21 protein-coding genes are annotated in these 22,270 nt (G+C 71.5%); 11 read left to right on the top strand and 10 right to left on the bottom strand.

What is annotated here, in order from left to right; translation table 11 throughout:
• Nucleotides 1-584: 584 nt before the first annotated feature.
• Nucleotides 585-3,155 (top strand): alpha-glucan family phosphorylase, encoded by a 2,571-nt coding sequence (gene glgP, locus ACQPZF_RS34895; protein WP_433264379.1) that lies wholly within the window; start codon nt 585-587, stop codon nt 3,153-3,155.
• Between the two features lie 108 nt (nt 3,156-3,263).
• On the opposite strand, the gene ACQPZF_RS34890 is transcribed toward glgP, so the two are convergent.
• From ACQPZF_RS34890 to glgX, 4 genes are all read right to left on the bottom strand, one after another.
• Nucleotides 3,264-4,379, bottom strand: coding sequence for a tetratricopeptide repeat protein (locus ACQPZF_RS34890; protein ID WP_433264377.1), 1,116 nt, complete (start codon nt 4,377-4,379; stop codon nt 3,264-3,266).
• Between the two features lie 44 nt (nt 4,380-4,423).
• Entirely contained in the window at nt 4,424-4,810 is a 387-nt protein-coding gene (locus ACQPZF_RS34885) for a rhodanese-like domain-containing protein (protein WP_433264375.1), read from the bottom strand.
• The gene (locus tag ACQPZF_RS34880) at nt 4,807-5,388 is read right to left on the bottom strand and encodes a cysteine dioxygenase (RefSeq protein ID WP_433264373.1); all 582 of its coding nucleotides are present in this window, start codon (nt 5,386-5,388) and stop codon (nt 4,807-4,809) included. Before ACQPZF_RS34880 ends, ACQPZF_RS34885 begins: the two co-directional genes overlap by 4 nt.
• A 1,001-nt stretch (nt 5,389-6,389) precedes the next feature.
• On the bottom strand, nt 6,390-8,513 hold the full coding sequence (gene glgX / locus ACQPZF_RS34875) for a glycogen debranching protein GlgX (protein ID WP_433264371.1): 2,124 nt from the start codon (nt 8,511-8,513) through the stop codon (nt 6,390-6,392).
• Nucleotides 8,514-8,656: 143 nt separating this feature from the next.
• On the opposite strand from glgX, the gene ACQPZF_RS34870 reads away from it, so the two are divergent.
• The 4 genes from ACQPZF_RS34870 to ACQPZF_RS34855 are packed head-to-tail and all read left to right on the top strand — an operon-like array spanning nt 8,657 to nt 12,364.
• The gene (locus ACQPZF_RS34870) at nt 8,657-9,433 is read left to right on the top strand and encodes an ABC transporter ATP-binding protein (RefSeq protein WP_433274849.1); all 777 of its coding nucleotides are present in this window, start codon (nt 8,657-8,659) and stop codon (nt 9,431-9,433) included.
• 37 nt (nt 9,434-9,470) lie between these two features.
• Nucleotides 9,471-10,250, top strand: a complete 780-nt coding sequence (locus ACQPZF_RS34865) for an enoyl-CoA hydratase/isomerase family protein (protein ID WP_433264369.1) — start codon at nt 9,471-9,473, stop codon at nt 10,248-10,250.
• 4 nt (nt 10,251-10,254) lie between these two features.
• The gene (locus ACQPZF_RS34860) at nt 10,255-11,208 is read left to right on the top strand and encodes a class I SAM-dependent methyltransferase (protein ID WP_433274847.1); all 954 of its coding nucleotides are present in this window, start codon (nt 10,255-10,257) and stop codon (nt 11,206-11,208) included.
• 1 nt (nt 11,209) lies between these two features.
• Nucleotides 11,210-12,364 (top strand): THUMP-like domain-containing protein, encoded by a 1,155-nt coding sequence (locus ACQPZF_RS34855; protein ID WP_433264367.1) that lies wholly within the window; start codon nt 11,210-11,212, stop codon nt 12,362-12,364.
• 110 nt (nt 12,365-12,474) lie between these two features.
• Here the strand turns inward: ACQPZF_RS34855 and ACQPZF_RS34850 are convergent, their stop codons facing one another.
• Nucleotides 12,475-13,413 carry a nucleoside hydrolase gene (locus ACQPZF_RS34850; RefSeq protein ID WP_433264365.1) on the bottom strand — a complete coding sequence of 313 codons (939 nt, stop codon included), beginning with the start codon at nt 13,411-13,413 and terminating at the stop codon, nt 12,475-12,477.
• Nucleotides 13,414-13,465: 52 nt separating this feature from the next.
• On the opposite strand from ACQPZF_RS34850, the gene ACQPZF_RS34845 reads away from it, so the two are divergent.
• Nucleotides 13,466-13,888 carry a GNAT family N-acetyltransferase gene (locus tag ACQPZF_RS34845; RefSeq protein ID WP_433264363.1) on the top strand — a complete coding sequence of 141 codons (423 nt, stop codon included), beginning with the start codon at nt 13,466-13,468 and terminating at the stop codon, nt 13,886-13,888.
• On the top strand, nt 13,885-14,631 hold the full coding sequence (locus ACQPZF_RS34840; protein WP_433264361.1) for an acyltransferase: 747 nt from the start codon (nt 13,885-13,887) through the stop codon (nt 14,629-14,631). The genes ACQPZF_RS34845 and ACQPZF_RS34840 overlap by 4 nt, the downstream gene beginning before the upstream one ends.
• A gap of 31 nt (nt 14,632-14,662) precedes the next feature.
• On the opposite strand, the gene ACQPZF_RS34835 is transcribed toward ACQPZF_RS34840, so the two are convergent.
• Complete coding sequence (locus tag ACQPZF_RS34835; protein WP_433264359.1) at nt 14,663-15,070, bottom strand: winged helix-turn-helix transcriptional regulator; 408 nt, start codon at nt 15,068-15,070, stop codon at nt 14,663-14,665.
• A 66-nt stretch (nt 15,071-15,136) separates the two neighbouring features.
• Between ACQPZF_RS34835 and ACQPZF_RS34830 the strand changes: the two genes are divergently transcribed.
• A complete protein-coding gene (locus ACQPZF_RS34830; protein ID WP_433264358.1) occupies nt 15,137-16,072 on the top strand; it encodes an NADP-dependent oxidoreductase in 936 nt (311 codons plus the stop codon).
• A 26-nt stretch (nt 16,073-16,098) separates the two neighbouring features.
• Here the strand turns inward: ACQPZF_RS34830 and ACQPZF_RS34825 are convergent, their stop codons facing one another.
• From ACQPZF_RS34825 to ACQPZF_RS34815, 3 genes are all read right to left on the bottom strand, one after another.
• Entirely contained in the window at nt 16,099-17,349 is a 1,251-nt protein-coding gene (locus tag ACQPZF_RS34825; protein WP_433264357.1) for a glycosyltransferase family 4 protein, read from the bottom strand.
• A gap of 82 nt (nt 17,350-17,431) precedes the next feature.
• Nucleotides 17,432-18,898, bottom strand: coding sequence for a 1,4-alpha-glucan branching protein domain-containing protein (locus ACQPZF_RS34820; protein ID WP_433264355.1), 1,467 nt, complete (start codon nt 18,896-18,898; stop codon nt 17,432-17,434).
• Nucleotides 18,895-19,641, bottom strand: a complete 747-nt coding sequence (locus tag ACQPZF_RS34815; RefSeq protein ID WP_433264354.1) for a class I SAM-dependent methyltransferase — start codon at nt 19,639-19,641, stop codon at nt 18,895-18,897. The genes ACQPZF_RS34820 and ACQPZF_RS34815 overlap by 4 nt, the downstream gene beginning before the upstream one ends.
• A gap of 316 nt (nt 19,642-19,957) precedes the next feature.
• Here ACQPZF_RS34815 and ACQPZF_RS34810 point away from each other — a divergent pair, with 316 nt between their 5' ends.
• The 3 genes from ACQPZF_RS34810 (at nt 19,958) to ACQPZF_RS34800 (ending at nt 22,093) form a co-directional block, all read left to right on the top strand.
• Entirely contained in the window at nt 19,958-20,923 is a 966-nt protein-coding gene (locus ACQPZF_RS34810) for a hypothetical protein (RefSeq protein ID WP_433264353.1), read from the top strand.
• Entirely contained in the window at nt 20,920-21,513 is a 594-nt protein-coding gene (locus ACQPZF_RS34805; protein WP_433264351.1) for a hypothetical protein, read from the top strand. Before ACQPZF_RS34810 ends, ACQPZF_RS34805 begins: the two co-directional genes overlap by 4 nt.
• A gap of 67 nt (nt 21,514-21,580) precedes the next feature.
• Entirely contained in the window at nt 21,581-22,093 is a 513-nt protein-coding gene (locus tag ACQPZF_RS34800) for a hypothetical protein (protein ID WP_433264349.1), read from the top strand.
• Between the two features lie 4 nt (nt 22,094-22,097).
• Here ACQPZF_RS34800 and ACQPZF_RS34795 read toward each other — a convergent pair whose 3' ends face one another.
• Nucleotides 22,098-22,241: a hypothetical protein gene (locus ACQPZF_RS34795; protein WP_433264347.1), complete on the bottom strand. Its 144-nt coding sequence runs from the start codon at nt 22,239-22,241 to the stop codon at nt 22,098-22,100.
• Nucleotides 22,242-22,270 lie beyond the last annotated feature (29 nt).

The following is a 22,270-nucleotide window of genomic DNA, read 5'->3' as shown; positions in this document are numbered from 1 at the left end:
GCCCCTCTCGCCTGGTGTGACGCTTGCGCCGTCAAGTTTGCCCGTCCCGACCGCGCAGGCTGTCACTGGGGACTCCGTACCCGCTGTTCCTACCCCGTCTGATTGGATCGCACACTTGGTGGTGACTTCGGTCTCGGCATGGGAGACGGTGATCTCAACCCCCGGAGCGGGCGTTACACGGACGGGTGAACGGAAATGGCGGCTTATCGCCGTGCTGTTCGCCCTTGTGGGCGCTGGGGAGGCGCTGGGGTGGTCCGGTCACCGACCAGGTGGACCTCGGCCTACGCCGACGAGTGACAAACCCCGGTGGTCACTACCGTGAGTGCACGCAAGACGGTCGATCTCCCAGGTCTCGCGGTCATCCGTTTTCACACGCCGGAGTCCGAGGGCGCCATTAAGACCATCGTCCTGACGTCCGACCGGCGTAACGTGTAGGACCGCATCGGTGCGTTGCGGTAACGCTTGCAAGCTGTGTACGAAAGAACACGCGCAGGACCATCCGCCCAGCTCGGGCTGGATCGGTCCCTGCATCGGTTCGGGCGACGTTGCTCCGCACCGCTGGATGGGGGATAAGGTCCGACGCCATGCGAGCACTCCGCCGGTTCACCGTCCGAGCCAGCCTGCCCGAGCCGCTGTCCGCACTGGGCACGCTCGCCACCAACCTGCGCTGGACCTGGCACCAGCCGACCCAGGACCTGTTCGCCTCGGTCGACCCCGACCGGTGGGCGCAGAGCGGCGACCCGCTGCGACTGCTGTCCACGGTCGAGTCGGAGCGGCTGGAGGCCCTCGCCCGCGACGAGCGGTTCCTCGCGCACACGCGTGCGCTCGCGGACGACCTCACCCGGTACACCACCGGCCCGCGCTGGTTCCAGCGGCGGCAGGACGAGGTGCGGCAGCGGCGCGAGCACGGCGACCACGACCTGAGCCCGCTGCCCGAGGCCATCGCGTACTTCTCGATGGAATTCGGCGTCACGGAGGCCCTGCCCAACTACTCGGGCGGCCTCGGCGTGCTCGCCGGCGACCACCTGAAGGCGGCCTCGGACCTGGGCGTCCCGCTGATCGCCGTGGGCCTGCTCTACCGCTCCGGCTACTTCCGCCAGGCGTTGTCCCTGGACGGCTGGCAGATCGAGCACTATCCCGTGCTGGACCCGCGCGGCCTGCCGCTGGAGCTGCTCACCGAGCCCTCCGGCGCGCCGATCCTCGTCCACGTGGCCATGCCGGGGGACCGCGTGCTGCGTGCCAAGGTGTGGAAGGCCCAGGTCGGCCGCATCCCGCTGCTCCTGCTCGACTCCGACGTGGAGGAGAACGACGAGGACCTGCGCGGCGTCACCGACCGGCTCTACGGCGGCGACCAGGACCACCGCATCCGGCAGGAGATCCTGGCCGGCATCGGCGGCGTCCGGGCGGTGCGCACGTTCTGCGACCTGACCGGCCACCCGAGCCCCGAGGTGTTCCACACCAACGAGGGACACGCGGGCTTCCTCGGCCTCGAACGCATCCGCGAACTCGTGACCGGCGAGGGCCTGGACTTCGACCAGGCCCTGGCGGCGGTCCGCGCGGGCACCGTCTTCACCACGCACACGCCCGTCCCGGCCGGCATCGACCGGTTCCCGGTGGACCTCGTGCAGCACTACTTCGGCTCCGAGACGCTGATCCCCGGCGTGAGCACGCAGCGCGTCCTGGCGCTCGGCGCGGAGGAGAACCCCGGCCTGTTCAACATGGCCCACATGGGCCTGCGGCTCGCCCAGCGCGCGAACGGCGTGTCCAAGCTGCACGGCAAGGTCAGCCGCGACATGTTCCGCGGCCTGTGGCCGGGCTTCGACGTCACCGAGGTGCCGATCGGCTCGGTCACCAACGGCGTGCACGGCCCGACGTGGGCCGCCACCGAGATGAGCCGGCTGCTCGGCGAGTCCGACGACAGCGGCGCCGACCCGCACGGCTTCGAGCCCGTCACCGACCAGCGGCTGTGGGAGCTGCGCGACGACCTGCGCGCCAAGCTCGTCCACGAGGTCCGCCGCCGCACCCGGCTGTCCTGGCTCCAGCGCGGCGCGTCGGCCCTCGAACTGGGCTGGACGGACTCGGTGTTCGACCCGGACGTGCTGACCGTCGGCTTCGCCCGCCGCGTGCCCACCTACAAGCGGCTCACCCTGATGCTGCGCGACCCGGAGCGCCTGCGCGCCCTGCTGCTGCACCCGGAGCGCCCGGTGCAGCTCGTGGTCGCGGGCAAGTCGCACCCGGCGGACGACGGCGGCAAGGCGCTGATCCAGCAGATCGTGCGGTTCGCGGACGACGCGGGCGTGCGGCACCGGATCGTGTTCCTGCCCGACTACGACATGTCGATGGCCCGCTACCTGTACTGGGGCTGCGACGTGTGGCTGAACAACCCGATGCGCCCGCTGGAGGCGTGCGGCACGTCCGGCATGAAGTCGGCGCTCAACGGCGGCCTGAACCTGTCCATCCGGGACGGCTGGTGGGACGAGCTGTACGACGGCAGCAACGGCTGGGCGATCCCCACCGCCGACGGCGTGACCGACCCGACCCGACGTGACGACCTGGAGGCGGCGGCCCTCTACGACCTGCTGGGCAGCCAGGTGGCGCCGCTGTTCTACGACCGCTCGGACAACGGCGTGCCGACCCGCTGGCTGGCGATGGTGCGGCACACGCTGGCGACCCTCGGCCCGGCCGTGCAGGCGTCGCGGATGGTGCGCGAGTACGTGGAGAACCTGTACGCGCCCGCCGCGTCCTCGGCCGCCTCCGTGGTCGGCGAGGGGTTCCGGGGCGCGAAGGAACTCGCGGCGTACCGGCAGCGGCTGCGGGCGTCGTGGACGCGGGTGCGCGTGCTGGAGTCGGACCTGACGCTGAACGGCTCGACGGCTCCGCTGCTGGGCACGCCGGTGGCCGTGCGGGCGCGGATCGAGCTGGCCGGGCTGGAGCCGTCCGAGGTGGACGTGCAGGTGGTGCTGGGCAAGGTCGGCGACTCGGACGAGCTGTACGACGTGGTCACGCACGCCATGCGGTACGCGGGGAACGGCAACTACGAGATCGAGGTGCCCCTGCCGCACGCCGGGGCCGTCGGCTACACGGTCCGCGTGCTGCCGCGGCACGACCTGCTGGCGTCCTCGGCGGAACTGGGCCGGGTCGTCCTGGCCGGCTGATCGGGTGACGTGACGCGGGGACCGGGAGCCCGAGCTTCCGGTCACCCGGCGCCGCCCGCATCACGCGCGAGGACTCCCACCTCACACGCGACCTCCCGGGGGCTCGGACTAGCGGATGTCGAGCCGGGCGGAGGTCTCGGCGACCCGGGGCATCCAGCCCGCCAGCGCGTGCGCCTCGACCAGCGTCCGCCGAGCCGCCGCGTTGTCCCCGGCGGCCATCTGCGCACGGGCGAGCGTCGCCAACGCGTCCGCCCGCGCCAACGCGCTCTCACTGGACCGCTTCGCCTGGCCGGCGAGTTCGATGGCCAGCGCGGTGTCGTCCTCCAGCAAGGCGAGCTGGGCCAACGTCCCCGTGCAGCGGTACTTCGGGTACCCGAGCTGCAACGCGCCCTCGGAAGCCCGCTTGGCCGCGCCCATGCCCACGTCGAGCGGCAACTGCCCGGCCTCCATCGCGTTGGCGGTCGAACTGGCCATCTCGGCCATCACGAACGCCATGTCCCGCTGGTCGAGATCGGTCCGCCCGACCAGCTTGCTGACCACGTGCAGCGCCTCGGCGTACCGGGTCCGCATGGTGAGCACGGCGATCTGCGACCCGATCGCGACCAGCAACGTCGGATGAGCCGCGACCAGCCGGGCGGCGATCTCCTCGGCCCGGTCCACCTCACCGGCGGCCAACGCGTCGGACACCTCGTTGACCATCGGCGTGGCCTCCAACTCGTCCACCACGCGCCCGGCCAACCGGGGCAGCCGCAACAGGAACCAGCCGGGCGAAGTCCCCCCGGCCCCACGGCGCGGCACCAGCCCGTTGAGCAGCACCGCCGACCCGGCGACCGCCAGCCCGCGCCCGAACGGCGTCCCACCGGCGAACACCCAGCACAACGCCACGGCGGCCCCGGTGAGGAGGACGGAGACCAGCGAGGTCAGCCAGAGCCGCCGCCGGACCGGTGCGCGCACCGACGTGAGCCCGACCGACATGATCAACGGCACGTTCCGCAACACGACGCGCCGATGCGGCCGGTCCCAGGTGCGCACCTCGCCACCGACCCCGATGACGATCAACGTAACGCGGACCCGCCACACCAGCGCGCCGAGCAGCAACCCGACCTGCAACAAGGCCAAGGCGACCGGCAACCCGCACACCGCCCCGGCAAGGCCGACGAGCCAGGAGCCGGGCTCCCACACCACCAGGACCAGGACGACGAGCGCCGTCAGCACTTTCCACACGATCCTGAAGACGCTACCGCGCCGTCCCGGGTTCCGAGGGGCTGTTAGGTGACGGCAGGCGTAGCCCCGTCCCGCACCGGCAACCCGGCAGCCGCGTAGGCCCGGAAGCCCCCCACGAGATCCGTGGCGTTGGGCAACCCGACCCGTCGCAGGTCACGAGCGGCGAGGCTGGACGCGTACCCCTCGTTGCACAGCACGACGACGGTCGTGTCGACGTCGAAGCCGGGAATCCGATGCTCGCCACGAGGATCCAACCGCCACTCCAGCACAATCCGCTCAACCGCGACGGACCCCGGAATTTCGCCTTCACTCAACCGGTTGTGGTGCGGCCGGATGTCCACGACCAAGGCGTCGGACAACCCGGCAAGCTCCTCCGGAGCGATCCGGCGAAGGTCTTCACGGGCTTCTTCGAGGAAACTCTCGGCGCTCACGGCCCCTCCTGGTCGGCAAGAACCCGCAACTGCTCCAACGGCAGCCGCGACGCGGGCAACGGCGGAATGTCCCGTGGGATGTCGGCGAGGCTGGGATATTCCCGAGTAGGCACCAAGGGTGGTGAGTAGGCATGCACACTGGATGCCCCGACGCCACCGTTGTTGAGCACCTGATGGGCCCGCCCGGCCCCGAAGCCGACAGCCGCGCCAACCCCACGGACGGCACTGCGGACAGGCCCGCCGGGATACCGGTAGGCCTCGAACAGTTCCCCGGTGAGCACGGTGAACGACCCGGCCGCGCCACCGTGGTCGTGAGGTTCGGTGCCCTGGCCGGGAAGCCATGACAACAACCACAACTCGACGCCTTCGGTGAGTCCCAGACGGGCCCACCACCGACGAGTGGAGTCGAATTCAAGAATGGACAGCAAGGGAGTGGTCAATTCACTGGCGACGAACGAGGTCAACTCACGAAGCTCGCGAGGGGTCCACAACTCACGAGAAGGATGAATGATGTCCCGCAACAACGGAACGTCCAGCACGGGGTGCACATCGACCCGCGAAAGAACTGAGGCAGTCAAAACCGCTCCTGATGGCTACGAAGAGATGAGGGGTAGCGATCAAGACGCGACGAGGCCCTGAATTACCGCCGACAACCGCCAACGGTCACACCCAGCCACCCCGCCGCGTCCGGCTACACCCACACGACGCCACGAGAAGCAGGTCGATCGTGCGGTCGCACCAGGTAAGCAATGGAGGGGCCACACCCGCATACTGCCACGCCCCCGCCCCCACCGCAGACCCCTCCCACCAGCCAAGATTGCCTCGGACACCGACCCAACCACCGCCAGCCACGACAGGCGTGCAGCACCGACGCGCTCCGCCGTGAAGCCGGCAGACACCCTTCGCTCCGCAAGAAGCCAGTAGACACGCTTCGCGCTGGGGTCGGCAGACACGCTTCGCTCCGCAAGAAGCCAGCAGACGCCCTTCGCCTTGGAGCCCGCAGACGCGCTCCGCTCCGCAAGAAGCCGAGGCGCGCGCAGCGCGCACACCGAGCGGTGGGCTGCGTGTCATCCCCGTATGGCCTGCCCGCAGGGAACCGCGCTTGTCCAGGGAGTGCAAGCACGCTCTTCGCTTGCGCTCCCTGGACAAGGGTGGTGGTCTTTGACCAGGCCATACGGCAATGCCACTAACTTAAGCTTTCCGCTGGTCAGGGCCAGGTTCGTCCGCCGAACAGGCCGGATGACACTACGAAAGATTGTCCACTTAGGACATAGTTGCATCGCGCAGGCGCAGATCCCCAGGTCGCCTCTCGCCCCAACGAGTCCGGGATGGCCCGGATCCGGTCGAGCTGAACGTCCTCTGGATCGATCTGAGCTGTGAAAACGTGGCTAAAGTTAGTGGCATTGGGCCATACGGGGATGACACGACGCCCTGGCACTTGTGATCATCCTTGGCGGCCTGCCAAGCGGCGAGCGTGCCCTTAACGCAGTTCGACCCCAAGACCGAACTGAGCACCCCCCGATACACATCCCACCACAGCGGTACGACAACCGGCGATCCAAGCTGAGAACGCCCAGGCTCAGAACCCCTCACCGGACTCAGGAATCCGAAGCAACAACAACGACCGGGCCTCCAACACCACAACCTCCCCAGGAGAATACCCCGGAACCCCCTCAGGAACCCCATCCGCAACAGCAGAATCAATCACCGGCAAAAACCGAGCCCCATAATCCGCCCCAGGCAAAGTAACCGACATCCGATCCCCACCGGCATGCAACAACAACAACCAGGAATCATCGGAAACCAACTCCCCCTCCCGAGTCCGGGACAACGAAGTGGACCCATCGATCCACATCCCCAAAAACCGCCGCCCCTCATCGAACCAATCGGTCTCGGCCATCTCCTCCCCATCAGCCCGAAACCACACCAGATCAGGAGCCCCGGAAGGCGTAGTACGACCATCAAAAAACCAAGGCTGCCGCAAAGCAGGAGACCCGGCCCGAACCGAAATCACCCGACGAGCAAAAGCCAGCATAGACTCCGCATCGCCGGCAAGCTTCCACCCCACCCAAGAAGTCTCGTCATCCAAACAATAAGGATTGTTGTTGCCACCCTGAGTGCGCCACAACTCATCCCCGGCAGTCAGCATGGGCGTCCCAGTGGACAACAACAACGTAGCCAACAGGTTACGAGCCTGCCGAGCCCGCAACGTCACCACGTCAGCCGAGGCAGTCTCCCCCTCGACCCCACAATTCCAGGACCGGTTGTCATCCGTCCCGTCCCGGTTGTTCTCCCCATTGGCCTCATTGTGCTTAGAGTTGTAAGAAACCAGATCCCGCAACGTGAACCCGTCATGCGCGGTGACGAAGTTGACCGACTGCCAAGGCCGCCGCAGATCGTCCGCGTACAGGTCGGAAGACCCGGACAGCCGATAAGCCAGATCACGCACCCCGGTGTGCCCGCGCCAAAAATCACGCACGGTATCCCGGTACCGCCCGTTCCACTCCGCCCACTGCACGCCGAAATCGCCGACCCGGTACCCGTCCCCGGTGGCGTCCCAGGGCTCCGCGATCAGCTTGCACCGCGACAGCACGGGGTCCGAGGTGATCGCCGTCAACATCGCCGAAGCCCGGTCGAACCGCCCCCCGCCGGGCCGGCCCAGGGTGGACGCGAGGTCGAACCGGAACCCGTCCACGCCCAGCTCGGTCGTCCAGTACCGCAGTGAATCCGTCACCAGTCGGACGACCTGCGGCGACCCGGCCTCCAGCGTGTTGCCGCACCCGGTGATGTCCAGCGTGCCGCCACCCTCGATGTGCAGGTAGTAGCCCGGCGCGTCGAACCCGCGATAGGACAGCGTCGGACCCTCCGGCCCGCCTTCGCAGGTGTGGTTGAAAACGACGTCGATCAGCACCTCGATGCCGGCGCCGTGCATGGCGGCGACCATCGTCCGGAACTCCTCCACCTCCCGCCCCGGCTCGCTCGCGTAGCCGGGGTGCGGCGCGAAGTAGCTCAGCGGCGAGTAGCCCCAGTAGTTGTGCCGCCCGGCCCGGATCAGGGCCGGCTCGTCGACGAACGCGTGCACCGGCAGCAGTTCGACGGACGTCACCCCGAGCCGCACGAGGTGGTCGATCACCGCCGGGTGGGCCAGGCCCAGGTACGTCCCCCGCAGGTGTGGCGGCACCCCAGGGTGCAGCCGGGTGAACCCCCGCACGTGCAGCTCGTAGATCACCGCCTCCTCGAACGGCACCTCGGGCTTCACCCCGGTGTCCGATCCGCCGAGCGACGTCACGACCGACAGCGGCACGCTGCCCAGCGAGTCGACCGGCGACGGCGGGCCCAGCATCGGGTCGTCCACGTAGCCCAGCGCGGCGTCCAGGTTCGTCAGCGTCCCGGTGATCTGCCTCGCATACGGGTCCACCAACAGCTTCGCCGGGTTGCACCGCAGGCCCCGGGACGGGTCGTACGGCCCGTGCACCCGGTAGCCGTACCGCTGGCCCGGTGTGATGCCGGACACGGTGCCGTGCCACACGCCGAACGTGCGCTCGGTCAGCTCCAGCCGTTCCTCGGTGCCGTCTTCGCTGATCAAGCACACTTCGACCGCCTCGGCGGGCGCTGCGGACACCGCGAACCGCACACCACCGGCCTCGGGGTACGCCCCCAGTGGGAACGGTCGGCCTGCGAGCAGGGAGGAGTCGACAGCCATACCGGGGATCTTCCCAGCATCCGCGCGCGCGTTGGGGATGAGAGACCTGCCGCCTCCACGCGTCGGGCGTTGCACGACAATGGCCGGGGCGAGGCACCGACGGGGCGAGGGCAGGCGTGGAAAACGAAGATCTGGTCATCCACATGCAGGGTGTTTCGGTTCGACGTGGCAAGACCACCCTGGTCGGGGACGTCGACTGGAACGTGGAGCTGGACGAGCGGTGGGTGGTGCTCGGCCCGAACGGGGCGGGCAAGACCACCCTGCTGCGGCTCGCGAGCGCCGAGCTGCACCCCACCAAGGGCAAGCTGCACCTGCTGGGCGAGCGCATCGGCAAGACCGACGTCTTCGAGCTGCGGCCCCGCATCGGGCTGTGCTCGGCGGCGCTGAGCGGGCGCATCCCGGCCGACGAGAAGGTGGTCGACCTGGTGGTCAGCGCCGGCTACGCGGTGCTGGGCCGGTGGCGCGAGGAGTACGACCGGCTGGACACCGGTCGGGCGAAGGAGCTGCTGGGGCAGCTCGGCATCGAGCACCTGGCGGACCGCGCGTTCGGCACGCTGTCGGAGGGCGAGCGCAAGCGGACCCTGATCGCGCGTGCGCTGATGACCGATCCGGAGATGCTGCTGCTGGACGAGCCGGCGGCGGGCCTGGACCTGGGTGGCCGCGAGGACCTGGTGGCCCGGCTGTCCGAGCTGGCGATGGACCCGGACGCGCCGGCGACCGTGCTGGTCACGCACCACGTCGAGGAGATCCCGCCGGGGTTCACGCACGTGCTGCTGCTGCGCGAGGGCGCGATCGTGGCGCAGGGGCTGCTGGCCGACGTGCTCACCGAGGAGAACCTGTCCAAGACGTTCGACCAGCCCTTGGAGCTGCAGAAGTCGGGCGACCGGTACTTCGCGCGGCGCAAAGCTACCCAGGGGTAACCTGCGAGGCGCTACCGACCGAGGTCGAGGAGGACCTGTGGGTGAGTTCGTGAAGCTCGAAGTCGAGGACGGCATCGGCACCATCCGGCTGGACCGCCCGCCGATGAACGCGCTGAACCGGCAGGTCCAAGAGGAGATCCGGACGGCCGCGCTGGAGGCCGCGCGGCGCGACGACGTCTACTCCGTCATCGTCTACGGCGGCACGAAGGTGTTCGCGGCGGGCGCGGACATCAAGGAGATGGCCGAGCTGTCCTACGCCGAGATGGCGGCGCGCGCCGGGTCGTTCCAGTCGGCGCTGCGCACGGTGGAGGAGATCCCGAAGCCGACCGTGGCCGCGATCACCGGGTACGCGCTGGGCGGCGGGTTCGAGCTGGCGCTGTGCGCGGACCGGCGCGTCGCGGGCGACAACGCCAAGGTGGGCCAGCCGGAGATCCTGCTCGGCGTCATCCCCGGCATGGGCGGCACGCAGCGGCTGCCCCGCCTGGTCGGCCCCAGCAAGGCCAAGGACCTGATCTACACCGGCCGGTTCGTGGGCGCCGAGGAGGCGCTGCGGATCGGCATGGTGGACGAGGTCGTCGCGCCGGACGACGTGTACGTGGCGGCCAGGCGCTGGGCCGGGCAGTTCGTCAACGGTCCGGTGCGCGCCTACGCCGCCGCCAAGGCCGCGATCGACGGCGGCCTGGACACCGACCTGGGCAGCGGCCTGAAGCTGGAGAGCCAGTTGTTCGCGGCCATGTTCGCCACCGAGGACCAGAAGGCCGGCATGGCGTCGTTCATCGAGAACGGCCCGGGGAAGGCGAAGTTCAGTGGCCGCTGACCCGGTGCAGGACCCCAAGCCCAACCCGCACGCCACGGCCGACGAGGTGCGGGCGGCGTACTCGGACGCCAAGCTCGCCAACGTGCTCTACCACGACTGGGAAGCCGGCACCTACGACGAGAAGTGGTCGATCTCCTACGACGAGCGCTGCATCACCTACGCCACCGACCGGTTCCGGGCGGTGGCGGGCGGCGTCGGCCCGTACGACCACGCCTTGGAACTGGGCTGCGGCACCGGTTTCTTCCTGCTCAACCTGATGCAGGGCGACGTGATCAAGAAGGGCTCGGTCACCGACCTGTCGCCCGGCATGGTGGAGGTGGCGCTGCGCAACGCCGAGCACCTCGGCCTGCCGGTGGACGGCCGGGTCGCCGACGCCGAGCGGATCCCGTACGACGACGACACCTTCGACCTCGTCGTCGGGCACGCGGTGCTGCACCACATCCCGGACGTCCCCGCCGCGATGCGCGAGGTGCTGCGCGTGCTCAAGCCGGGCGGCCGGTTCGTGTTCGCGGGCGACCCGACCGACGTCGGCAACTTCTACGCCCGCAAGCTGGGGCAGCTCACCTGGTGGCTGACCACCAACGTCACCAGGCTGGCCCCGCTGAACGGCTGGCGGCGCCCGCAGGAGGAGCTGGACGAGTCGTCCCGCGCGGCGGCGCTGGAAGCCGTGGTGGACCTGCACACGTTCGACCCGTCGGACCTGGAGCGCACCGCCCGCGCGGCGGGCGCGACCGAGGTCCGGGCCGTGACGGAGGAGCTGTCGGCCGCGCTGTTCGGCTGGCCGGTGCGGACGTTCGAAGCGGCCGTGCCGCGCGAGAAGCTGGGCTTCGGCTGGGCGATGTTCGCGTACCGGACGTGGCAGCGGCTGTCGTGGGTGGACGAGAACGTCCTGTCCAAGCTCCTGCCGCGCGAGGTCTTCTACAACGTCTCCGTGACCGGCCGCAAGCCGGCCGCCTGAGTTGGGCTACGCCTTCAGCCTCGACGACGTGGCGTACCTGCGTTCCGACGCCGGGTGCGCCGCGCTGTCGGCGTTGGCCGACTTGCCGCTGACGCCCGCCTCCCGGCTGTCCGATGTGGACAAAGCGCGGCACGTCTCGCCGGACCACTTCGCGGCCGTCCTGGAAACCCTGATCCTGCGCCGAAAAGCAGCGTCCAAAGTGGACTTCCCGGACGGCCTGTTCACCGATGACGCCCTGCAGCAGGCGACGCCCCGTCCGGTGGCGGCCCACCGCGCCGAACGCTTCGCGGGCCGCGTCACCCACGACGTGACGTGCTCGATCGGCGCGGACCTGGCGGCGCTCCCCGAGGGTTCCCTCGGCTCGGACCTGGATCCCGTGCGACTCGCCATGGCCCGGCACAACCTGGGCGGCTCCCGGACCCTCCTCCGGGCCGACGCGCTGCGCCCGACCTCGCGGGATGTCCCGGTGATCGCCGACCCCGCCCGCCGCGACGCGACCGGCAGGCGGACCTGGCGTCCCTCGGACTTCGCGCCGCCGCTGGACGGGCTCGCCGCCGCCTACGCCGACCGCGACCTGGCCGTGAAGTGCGCGCCGGGCGTGGACTTCACGGTCGCGCCGTGGGCGGACGAGGTCGAGCTGGTGTCACTGGACGGCCAGGTGCGCGAGGCGTGCCTGTGGACGAGAGGGCTGGCCACGCCGGGTGTCGCCCGACGGGCGTCGGTCCTCCGCTCCGGCGGTCCGGAGTGGACGATCACGGACGCCGAGCCCGACGACTGCCCGGTGACCCCGCCCGGCGAATGGCTGGTCGACCCGGACGGCGCGGTGGTCCGGGCCGGCCTGGTGCGCCACTACGCGGCCCGCCACGGGCTCGCCCAGCTTGACGAGCGGATCGCCTACCTGACCGGGCCCACGCCGCCGCCGGGCATCCGGGCGTTCCGGGTGGTCGAGCACGGCCACTACAGCGAGAAGTCGCTGCGCCCGGTCCTACGCGCCCACGACGTCGGCCGCCTGGAGATCCTGGTGCGCGGCCTGGACGTCGACCCGAACACCCTGCGCCGCAGGCTGAAGCCCACCGGCGCGGCCGAAGCCACCGTCGTGCTCACCAGGATCGGCCGCACCCCGACCTACCTGCTCGCCCACGCCGAACGCACCTGACCGCCCACGCCGAACGCACCTGACCGCCCACGCCGCACGCACTCGATCGCCCGCCGAACGCCCTGACCGGTCACCGTCTCCGGATCCGTCGGCGTCGACCGTCGTTCGGGTCAGACCAACGTGAGCAGCCGTTCCAGGATGAAGCCGCGCAACCCGTCCAGGTCCGCGTCCACCGCGATGTCGATCCCGCCGCCCCGCGCCGACTCCAGCCGCTCGTCCACCAGCAGCCCGCCCCGGCCGGGCCCGAACGCGCACTCCACGTCCACCGGGAAACGCCGCACCTGAAGAATTCCGGGCCGCACCGCCTCGGCCACCGCGACCGCGTCGTGCACCGCCATCCCGTCCCACCCGAGGAACCTCCGGTACGCGGCGAGGTAGTCCGGCGTCAGCCCGAACAGCTTCGCGCCGACCGCCGAGGACGCGCCCAGCTCCTCCAGCCACGCCACGTCCACCGCGCACCGCCGGGTCAGGTCCATCGGCACCAGCGTGACCGGCACCTCGGCGTCCACCAGCACCCGCCGGGCCGCCTCCGGGTCGCACCAGAGGTTGAACTCGGCGGCGGCGGTGATGTTGCCGCCCCGGACACCGCCGCCCATGACCACCAGCCGCTCGATCCTGCGGTGCAGCCCCGGGTGCGCGGCCAGCAGCAGCGCGATGTTCGTCAACGGCCCGATGGGCGCGATCGTGACCGGCCGCTCGGCGGCTTCGAGCAGGTCCTTCAGCAGCGTCACGGCATCCCGCGCGTCCGGGCCCCGGGTGGGCTCCGGCAGCGTGTCCGCGAACCCGGACAGCCCGTCCGAGCCGTGCGCCGACGACACGTGCGGCTGCGGGTGCACCAGCGGACGCGCGGCGCCCGCCGCGACCGGCACGTCCTCCCGCCCCAGCAGCGCCAGGACCCGCAGGGCGTTGCGCGTGGTGAGTTCCGGCGACACGTTGCCGAACACCGTGGTCACGCCGATCAGGTCGACCTCGGGGCTCGCCGCCGCCAGCGCGAGGGCGAACGCGTCGTCCACGCCGGGATCGGTGTCGATGATGAGTGGGGTGGTCACGCGAACCGATCCTGCCGCACCGCCCGACCGCCGTCGAAGCCATTCTGGATGGGTGGACACGCGGGTGCTGGGGGCCGACGACTGGCTGGTGTGGCGCGGGCTCAGGCTCGCGGCGCTGCTGGATGCGCCGGAGGCGTTCACGTCGACCTACGCGGACTGGGTGGACGCGCCCGCGGAACGCCGGCGGGAGAGGCTGGCGGCGGCGCACAACCTGGTCGCCGCCGTGGACGGCGCGGACGTGGGCATGGTGAGCGGGGTGCCGGGGGACGAGGTCGAGCTGATCTCACTCTGGGTGGCGCCCGGCGCACGCGGCCGGGGCGTCGGCGACGCGCTGGTCGAAGCCGTCGCAGACTGGGCCGCGCCCCGCCCCGTGCGGCTGCGGGTCGCGCCGGACAACGGCCACGCCATCGCCCTCTACCTGCGGCACGGGTTCGTGGCGGGGGACGGCCGGACGCTGGTTAGAGTGCCCGCGTGACGAGCATGTGGGGTGCGCCGGTGTGGTCCAGGTGGCGTAGGTCGCGGCGGGACGCGGCGCAGGCCCGGTTCCTCACCCTCGCGTCGCTGAGGTGGGTCCTCCGCCACCGTGCGTACACGCCGTGGTACCTGGTGCGGTACTGGCGGCTGCTCCGGTTCCGGCTGGCCAACCCGCACGTCGTGCTGCGCGGCATGGTGTTCCTCGGCAAGGACGTCGACCTGCACTGCCGTCCGGGGTACGGGCGGCTGGAGATCGGGCGGTGGGTGCACATCGGGGACGGCAACGCCATCCGGTGCCACGAGGGGTCGCTGCGCATCGGCGACAAGGCCGTGTTCGGCAAGGACAACACCGTCAACTGCTACCTGGACGTCGAGATCGGCGCGGCGACCCTGATCGCGGACTGGGTGTACATCTGCGACTTCGACCACGTGACGGCCGACGTGAACCTGCCGATCAAGGACCAGGGGATCGTCAAGTCGCCGGTCCGCATCGGGCCGGACTGCTGGCTGGGCACGAAGGTCACCGTCACGCGCGGCACGCGGATCGGGCGCGGCTGCGTGCTGGGCGCGCACGCCGTGGTGCGCGGCGACGTGCCGGACTACAAGATCGCCGTGGGCATCCCGGCCCGCGTCGTGAAGGACCGGCGCGAGGACTACGAGGCCGACGCGGTGCGCCGCGCGGCGGTGGCCGACATGGCGCGCAAGGCCCGTGAGGCGCTGGAGCGCTCGCAGAACGGCGGCTGACCCTCGAACCGGTCGCAGCGGCGGCCGAACCTCAGACCGGACGCAGCTCCTCGCCCGCCTTGGCGTCGTAGGCCACCTGCGCGGTGCGGATGTCGTCGATGTGGTCCTCGGCCCACGTGCGGATGGCGTCCGTCAGCCCGCCGACGTTCTCGCCGAGCGGGGTGAGGCTGTACTCGACGCGCGGCGGGACGCTCGGGTAGACGGCGCGGTGGACGAGGCCGGCCCGTTCCAGGTCGCGCAAGGTCTGGGTGAGCATCTTCTGGGTGATGCCGTCCAGCCTGCGTCGCAGCTCGCCGAAGCGCATGGTGCCGGGGCGCAGCGCGCCGAGGACCAGGCACACCCACTTGTTCGTCAACAGGTCGAGCACGGTCCGCGAGGCGCAGTCGCGCAGGAAAGCGTCGGCTCCGCCGTAGGAGCGCAGGTCGGGAACGGTATACATGAGGTACCTGGATACCATCAAGGTGCCTTCTTCACAACGGGTACCGGTCGCGATGATGCTTTTCCCATGACGAAGACGATGCGCGCGATCCGCCAGACGGCCCTCGGCGGCCCCGGAGTCCTCGAACCGGTGGAGACCGAACGCCCCTCCGCCGGCCCCGGCCGGATCCTGGTCCGGGTGGTGGCGGCGGGCGTGAACCCGGTCGACTGGAAGGTCCGCGAACACGGCTACTGGCACCGGCCGCCGCTGATCCCCGGCTGGGACGTCTCGGGCGTGGTGGAGGACACCGGACCGGGCGAGAACCGCTTCCGGGTGGGCGACGAGGTCTACGGCATGCCGTACTTCCCCGAGGTGGGCGGCGGCTACGCCGAGTACGTCGCCGCGCCGGCCCGCCACTTCGCCCGCAAACCCCGGACCCTCGACCACGTCCACGCCGCCGCCCTGCCGCTGGCCGCGCTGACCGGCTGGCAGGCCCTGACCGAGGCGGCGGACGTCCGACCCGGGCAGCGCGTCCTGGTGCACGCCGCCGCCGGCGGGGTCGGCCACCTGACCGTGCAGCTCGCCAAGGCCCTCGGCGCCCACGTCACCGGCACGGCGAGCGCGGCCAAGCACGACCTGCTGCGCGACCTGGGCGCGGACGACCTGGTCGACTACCGGAACGAGGACTTCACCGCCATCGACCCGGTGGACGTGGTGGTCGACCTGGTCGGCGGCGACTACGAGGACCGTTCCCTGACCGTCCTCAAGCGCGGCGGCGTCCACGTGAGCGTCAGCCCGTCCGGCCTCGCCGAACTCCGGGCGAAGGCCGAGCCGCACGGCGTCCGGGCCGCCGCCGTCATGGTCGCGGGCGACCACACGGCGCTGGAGAAGATCGCGCACCTGGTGGACGAGGGCAAGCTGCGCCCGGTCGTGGCCGAGACCTTCCCGTTGGCCGATGCCGCGAAGGCACAGGAGTCGGGCGAGACCAACCGCACCACGGGGAAGATCGTGCTGACTGTGTGATGTCGGGTCCGCCGGTGATGCGGACCTCAGAGGAACGCGTTGCCGGTGGCGATCTTCGGTCGGCCGAGCGGCTCGTGGTCGCGTGCCGCGGCGGCCCGGTACACCGCGGTCGTGTCCTCGGCGATCCGTGCCCAGTCGAAGTCGGTCGCGAGCCGGGCCTTGGCCGCGCGGGCACGCCGCACCGCCGAAGGGCGGTCGGCCAACACCGACCGGACCGCCGAAGCCAGCGCCTCCACGTCACCCGGCGCGAACGACAGCCCGGTGACCCCGTCCAGCACGACCTCGCCCAGGCCGCCGGCCGTGGACGCCACCAGCGGCGTCCCGGCGGCGGCGGCCTCCAGGGCCACGATCCCGAACGGCTCGTACCGGCTCGGCAGGACGACCGCGTCGGCCGCCGCCAGCAGGGCCGCCAGCGCCCGGTCCGGCAGGTGGCCCACGAAGTCCACCGCCCGCCGCACCTTGTGCTTGCGGGCCTGCTCCACCAGCCACTCGCCGTGCGTGCCCTCACCGGCCACGACCAGCCGGGCCCCGCGGTGCGCGCGGCGGATGCGGGGCAGGGCGGCGATCAGGTCCTGCACGCCCTTCTCCCACTCCAGCCGGCCGAAGAACAACAGCAGCGGCGCGCCGTCGGGCGAGTACGCCGCCCGCGCCGCCGCCACGTCGGCCGACCGGACGCGCCACCGCCGCGCCTCGATCCCGTTGTGCAGCACGGTGATCCCGCCGGCGTCGACCTCGAACAGGTGCGCCACCTCGGTCCGCATCGCCGCCGAGCACGTGATCAGCGAGTCCGCCCGGTTCGCCAGCCACCACTCCACGGAGTGCACCTGCTGGTTCAACGTCTGCGACAGCCACCCGCTGTGCCGGCCGGCCTCCGTCGCGTGCACGGTCGCCACCAGCGGCGCGCCTGCGGCCTCGGCCAGCGCGATCGCCGGGTGCGTCACCAGCCAGTCGTGCGCGTGCACGACGTCCGGCCGCCAGTTCCGCAGCAGCGCCAACCCGGCCCGGGTCATCGCGTGCCCCATGGCCAGCGTCCACGCCACCAGGTCCCGCTCGAACACCAGGTGCGCGGGGTCCTCGGCGACCCGCACCAGCCGCACGCCGTCCACCACGGTGTCCGACGTGGGGTGCGTGGCCGCGTCCGACCCGGCCGGCTGCCGGCACAGCACCACGACGTCGTGGCCCTGCGCGGAAAGCCGGGTGGCCAGCGCGTGCACGTGCCGGCCCAGCCCGCCGACGACGACCGGCGGGTACTCCCACGACAACATCAGCACGCGCATGTCGCATCCTCGCATTTCGACGGTGGCCTCGGGGCGGCTGAGGTGTGGTGCGCGGAGGTCCGCGTCGGCTCCGGGTGGGCCATCAGGCCAGGTCCCGCGCGTCGAGGTGGCCGAAGGGACCGTCGACCCGGCGGAGTTCGGCCGCCCGCTCGTGACCCCGCCCGTGCCGCAGCAGCGCGGCCAACTCGGCGAACCGGTCGGCGTGCGCCTTGGCGCGGTACCGGGCGTAGTCGGCGGCGGAGTCCTTGGTGACCATGAACGCCCAGTCGCTGGACAGCGCCAGCAACGCCTCCCGCACCGCCTGGTCGGCGACGGGGTTCCGCGCCACCCCGGAGAACTCCAGGCCGAGCAGTTCGCGCTGGACGCCCGCGTTCAGGTCCACGATGTCCGAGACCTGCGGCCCGTTCCACACGTGCCAGTCCTTGCCCGCGCCCCACGAGGACGGGTGGATCTCGACCGGCGCGCCCACGTGCCCCGCCTCCACCGCGCCGCGCAGCGTCGTCACGTGGACTCCCGCCTCGGGCAGCGCGCGCAGCACCGCCTCCAGCCACGCCGGGCCCTCGTGCCACCAGTGCCCGTACAGCTCGGTGTCGTAGGCGGCGACGACCAGCGAAGGCTTCCCGTGCTGCTCCCGCAACGCCCTCAGCCGCCGCACCACCGTGTCCACGAAGTCCGTGGCGTGCCGCTCGACCGCAGCAGCCGCCGCCGAAGGCTCGTACGGCTTCTTGTCCTCCGGCGCCACGTGGACGCCGGTCACCCGGGACGGCTTGAGGCCGCTCGGGTGGTCGTAGGTGTGGAAGTCCCGGTAGGCCGGGTCGCCCGGGTAGCCGACCTTCGGCGACCACACCCGGTACGACACTTCGAGGTCGCGCCCGAAGCACACCACGTCGGAGTCGCCCACCGGACGCCCCGCCGCCGTGTCGCCGTGCAGCGACGGACCGTCGACCAGGAACCGCCGCACACCGGCCGCCGCGTAGCCCTCCTCCAGGCCCGGCGCGTACGCGCACTCCGGCGCCCAGATGCCCTCGGGCGCCGTGCCGATCCGCCGCCGGGTGTCGGCCAAGCCGGTGCGCAGCGAGAACGCCCGCAGCTCCGGGTCCAGCAGCGGCTGGAACGGGTGCGCCGCCGGACCGCCCAGCAGCTCGATCGCCCGACTGTCCACAAGGGACCGCAGGATCGGCGAGAACCCGTGTCGCCACCGCGTTTCGAACGTCTCCAGCGCCCACCGCGACGCCCGGTGCTCGCGGGCGGACAGCTCCGGCAGGCGGGCGCTCGCGCTGTGCGCGCGCAACTGCCAGTTCCCCAGCCAGTCGTGCACGCCGTGCAGGCAGTACGGGTCGTCGAGCTGCGCGGCCAGGACCGGCGTCACGCCCAGCGTCAGCACGTCCTCGCGGCCTTCGGCGGCGAACCGCTCCAGCAGGTCCACGACGGGCAGGTACGAGTGCGCCCACGCCTGGTAGAGCCACTCCTCGCCGACCGGCCAGGCCCCGTGGTGCGCCAGCCACGGCAGGTGGCTGTGCAGGACCAGGCAGAACGTGCCCTCGGTCATGTCCGGACCGCCACGGCCACCAGGTCCAGCGAGGCGTCCGGGTCGTCGGCGGTGATCTCGAAGTCCGCCGCCTCGACGCCGCTCACCGCGGCCAGCAGGTCGGCCGGCCACGGGCCGCCGGCCACCGCCACGGCCACCTGGGCGTCGATGACCGACCCGCCGAACCGCGCGTCCAGGTCCCGCAACCGGGGCCCGTGCCGCACCCCGGCCAGCGTCTCCACCGCCAGCCCCGCCCCGGTCAGCAGCCCGGCCAGCTCGTCGGGCGCGAGTTCCCTGGTGTGGAAGGGGTTGAGCGGCGTGTCGCGGCCGGGGGAGAAGGTGATCCGGTTCGGGGTGGTCACCAGCAGCCGCCCGCCGGGCCGCAGGACCCGCGCGCACTCCGCCAGGAACCCCTCCTGGTCCCACAGGTGCTCGATGACCTGGAGGTTCGCCACCACGTCGACGCTCCGGTCGCGCAGCGGCAGCGACGCCAGGTTGCCGCGCAGCACGGCCAGTTCCGGGTAGGTCCGCGCGGCGTGCGCGGCGGTCGGCTCGTCGTAGTCCAGGGCGACCACCCGCGCGGCGTGCCGGGCGATCAGCGCCGCCCCGTAGCCCTCGCCGCAGCCGGCTTCCAGCACCACGGCGCCCACGCAGTGGTGCGCGAGATCGAGGTACGCGGCCTCGTGGCGGCGGAACCAGTAGTTCTCGACGGCGATTCCGGGCACGGTGCGCTCGCCGGTGAGGGGCAGCGGCTCGACGGTCACGCGGGCAGCGTAGTTGCTCGTTACTCGTGGGTAGCCATCGCCTGGCCGTATCGGGTGTCGCTGTTTCGTGTGAACTTGCCGGTCGGCGATTACCGGGGCCCGTGTCGCACGCGGTGGCAAAGGGTTCCGGCGTTTTCCGAGAATGACACTATCGGGTGACTCGCAACCCCGCTGTTTTGATCTTTCATGCTTGTGTTTATGCTGCCTGGCGGCTCGTGCGCCTTCAACCCACCCGTTCCGGCCAGGCCGGTGACGTGCTGGTTGGGTCCTCTCACCCTCGGTATCCTCGGAGAATCTTCAAACGAGTGGGGCGACCATGAGTGCGAAAGAGCAGGAGATTGTTCCGCTGCACGCGGGTTTCGACGTCGTCTACCGCGGTTTCCACCGCCGACAGGTGATCGAGCACTTGGAGAACCTGGAAGAACAGCTCCGGTTCACCAACGTGGACCGCGCCGAGGCGCTGGCGCAGGCGGCCGACCTGCGCAAGCTGCTGGAGATGACCAGGCACGACCTGGAGGAGGCGCGGGCGCGCGCCGAGCGGCTGGAGATGTCGCCGGACACCACGCTGGGCGCGAGCGAACGCCTGCACCGGATGCTGCTGCTCGCCGAGGACGAGGCCGCCGAGCTGCGGCTGCGGGCCGAGCGCGAGGTCGACTCGCTGCGCAAGCGCACCGACGTGGAGGTGGCCGAGCAGCGCCGGGTCGCCGAGGAGGAGGTCGCCGCCCTCCGGGCCGCCGCCGAGCAGCGCTCCCGCGAGCTGCGCGAAGCCGCCGCCGACCGCACCGCCGAACTCGACCAGCGCGAGGTCGACCTGGAACGCCGCCGCGCCGAGGTCGAAGCCCACCTCCAGGCCCGCACCGAGCAGGTGGAGGCCGAGTGCGCCGCCGCCATGGCGCGGGCGCACGAGGACGCGGACCGGCTGCGGCGCGAGACCACCGAGGAGTGCGACCGGCTGGCGGCGGAGGCCGAGGCGAAGCGGGTCAAGGCGCGCAACTTCTTCGAGCTGACCATGACCAGGCAGCGCAACGAGGCCGCGCAGCACTTCGCCGAGCAGGAGGACCTGAGCAAGGCGCGCGCGGCGTTCGTCATCAAGATCGCCTGCCGGGAGGCGCAGCGGCGGATCGCGGAGATCCACCAGCAGGCCGACGAGCTGCACGAGCTGCGCCAGACCGTGGCCGCCCAGCTCGCTTCCGCCCGCGCGGCGCTGGCCGCCGCCGCGGACCGGATGCCGAGCCTGATCCCGGAGCAGGCCGTGTCCGACGAGGAACGGGTCGGCGCTTGACGAGGCGCGGGACGTCGGTCGCGCCGCTGCTGGTGGGCGCGCTGGTGGTGCCGACGGCGCTCACGGCGTTCGGCTTCGCGGTGTACGGCGAGGAGATCACCGGAGCGCTGTGGTTCACGCCCTCGTCGGTGCCGCCGGACCACGTCGTGGCGCACCCGACGCCGCGGTCCGTGCCGGTGCGGCCGACCACCGAGCCGCCGGAGCCCGCGCCCGCGCAGCCTCCTCCGCCGTCGCCGGAGGCGATCGCGCGCGGCGTGGCGAGCCTGTTCGCCGGCAACGGGGTCAAGGGCATCACGTTCGCGCCCGGCAGCACCGAGCACGTGGGTCGGGGAGCGGCCGTGCAGCAGGGGGTGGGCACCCTGCTGGGCGGCTCGACCGGCGCGGTGGTGACGCTGGTCGCGCACGCGTGGAACGGGGAGACCGCGAGCCACCGGTGCGATGTGCTGGCGCTGCGGCGGGCGGCGCTCGTGCGGGAGTTCCTGGTCGGCTCGGGGGTGCCGGAAGAGGCCATCAGCACGCGGGTCGTGGTGGACCCGGTCTGGGGCTCGCCGTCCGAGGGCGGGCCGCAAGTCGACGTGCTCGTCGGGTAGGAGCGTTATGCCAGGTGCGATCGCCTTCGTGTTCGGGTTGTGCGCCCTGTCGTTCGCGGCGGGCTGCGTGCTGACGGCGTTCATGCTGAGACGTGAGCCGGAAGCCGAGCCCGCTCCGCCGCCGGCACCGGCGCCGCGCGCGGAGCCGAGACTGGATTTCCGCCGGCCGCCGGAGGACTACGCGACCAAGCCGATCCACCGCAACCCGGTGATGGGGCTGCCGGTCTCCGCGCCGCCTGCCGTGGAGAGCCGGCCGGCGTTGGCTTTAGTGCCGGATCCGGCACCGGTGGTGGAGCCCGGGACGTCGGTCGAGCCGGAGCCGGCCGCAGTGTCGGTGGAATCCGAACCCGCCGAATCCGAACCCGTCGATTCCGAACTCGTCGATTCCGGACCTGCCGAATCCGGACCCGTCGATTCCGATCTCGTGAAACCGGAACTCGTGGGACCTGAACCAGCCGAACCCGAGCCGCTCGGTGCCTCCGAAGACCTTCCCGTGCGGTCGGTCGCCCTGACGGACACCGGCGAGATCCGCCGGCGCTACCTCCGCACCTTCGAGGCCACGCGCCGGCGGACGCCCTGACTTCTCAGCGCCGGCGCAACCTGCGCAGGAGTTGCTGAGCCTTGGTCTTGTTGCGGGGATCCCGAGCGGCGTGCTTGAGCTGCTCGGTGACCCGCCGCCCCTGAGGACTGCGTGCGAATGCGGTGATCTTGCTGAACAGCGAAGCCATGGCCATCACCTTCCCGTTCCGCACAACGG

It is taken from the genome of Actinosynnema sp. CS-041913 (genome assembly GCF_050942485.1).
Taxonomy (GTDB): Bacteria; Actinomycetota; Actinomycetes; order Mycobacteriales; family Pseudonocardiaceae; genus Actinosynnema.
The sequence above is the reverse complement of the archived record's forward strand: the minus strand, read 5'-3'. Positions and strand labels throughout refer to the sequence as shown.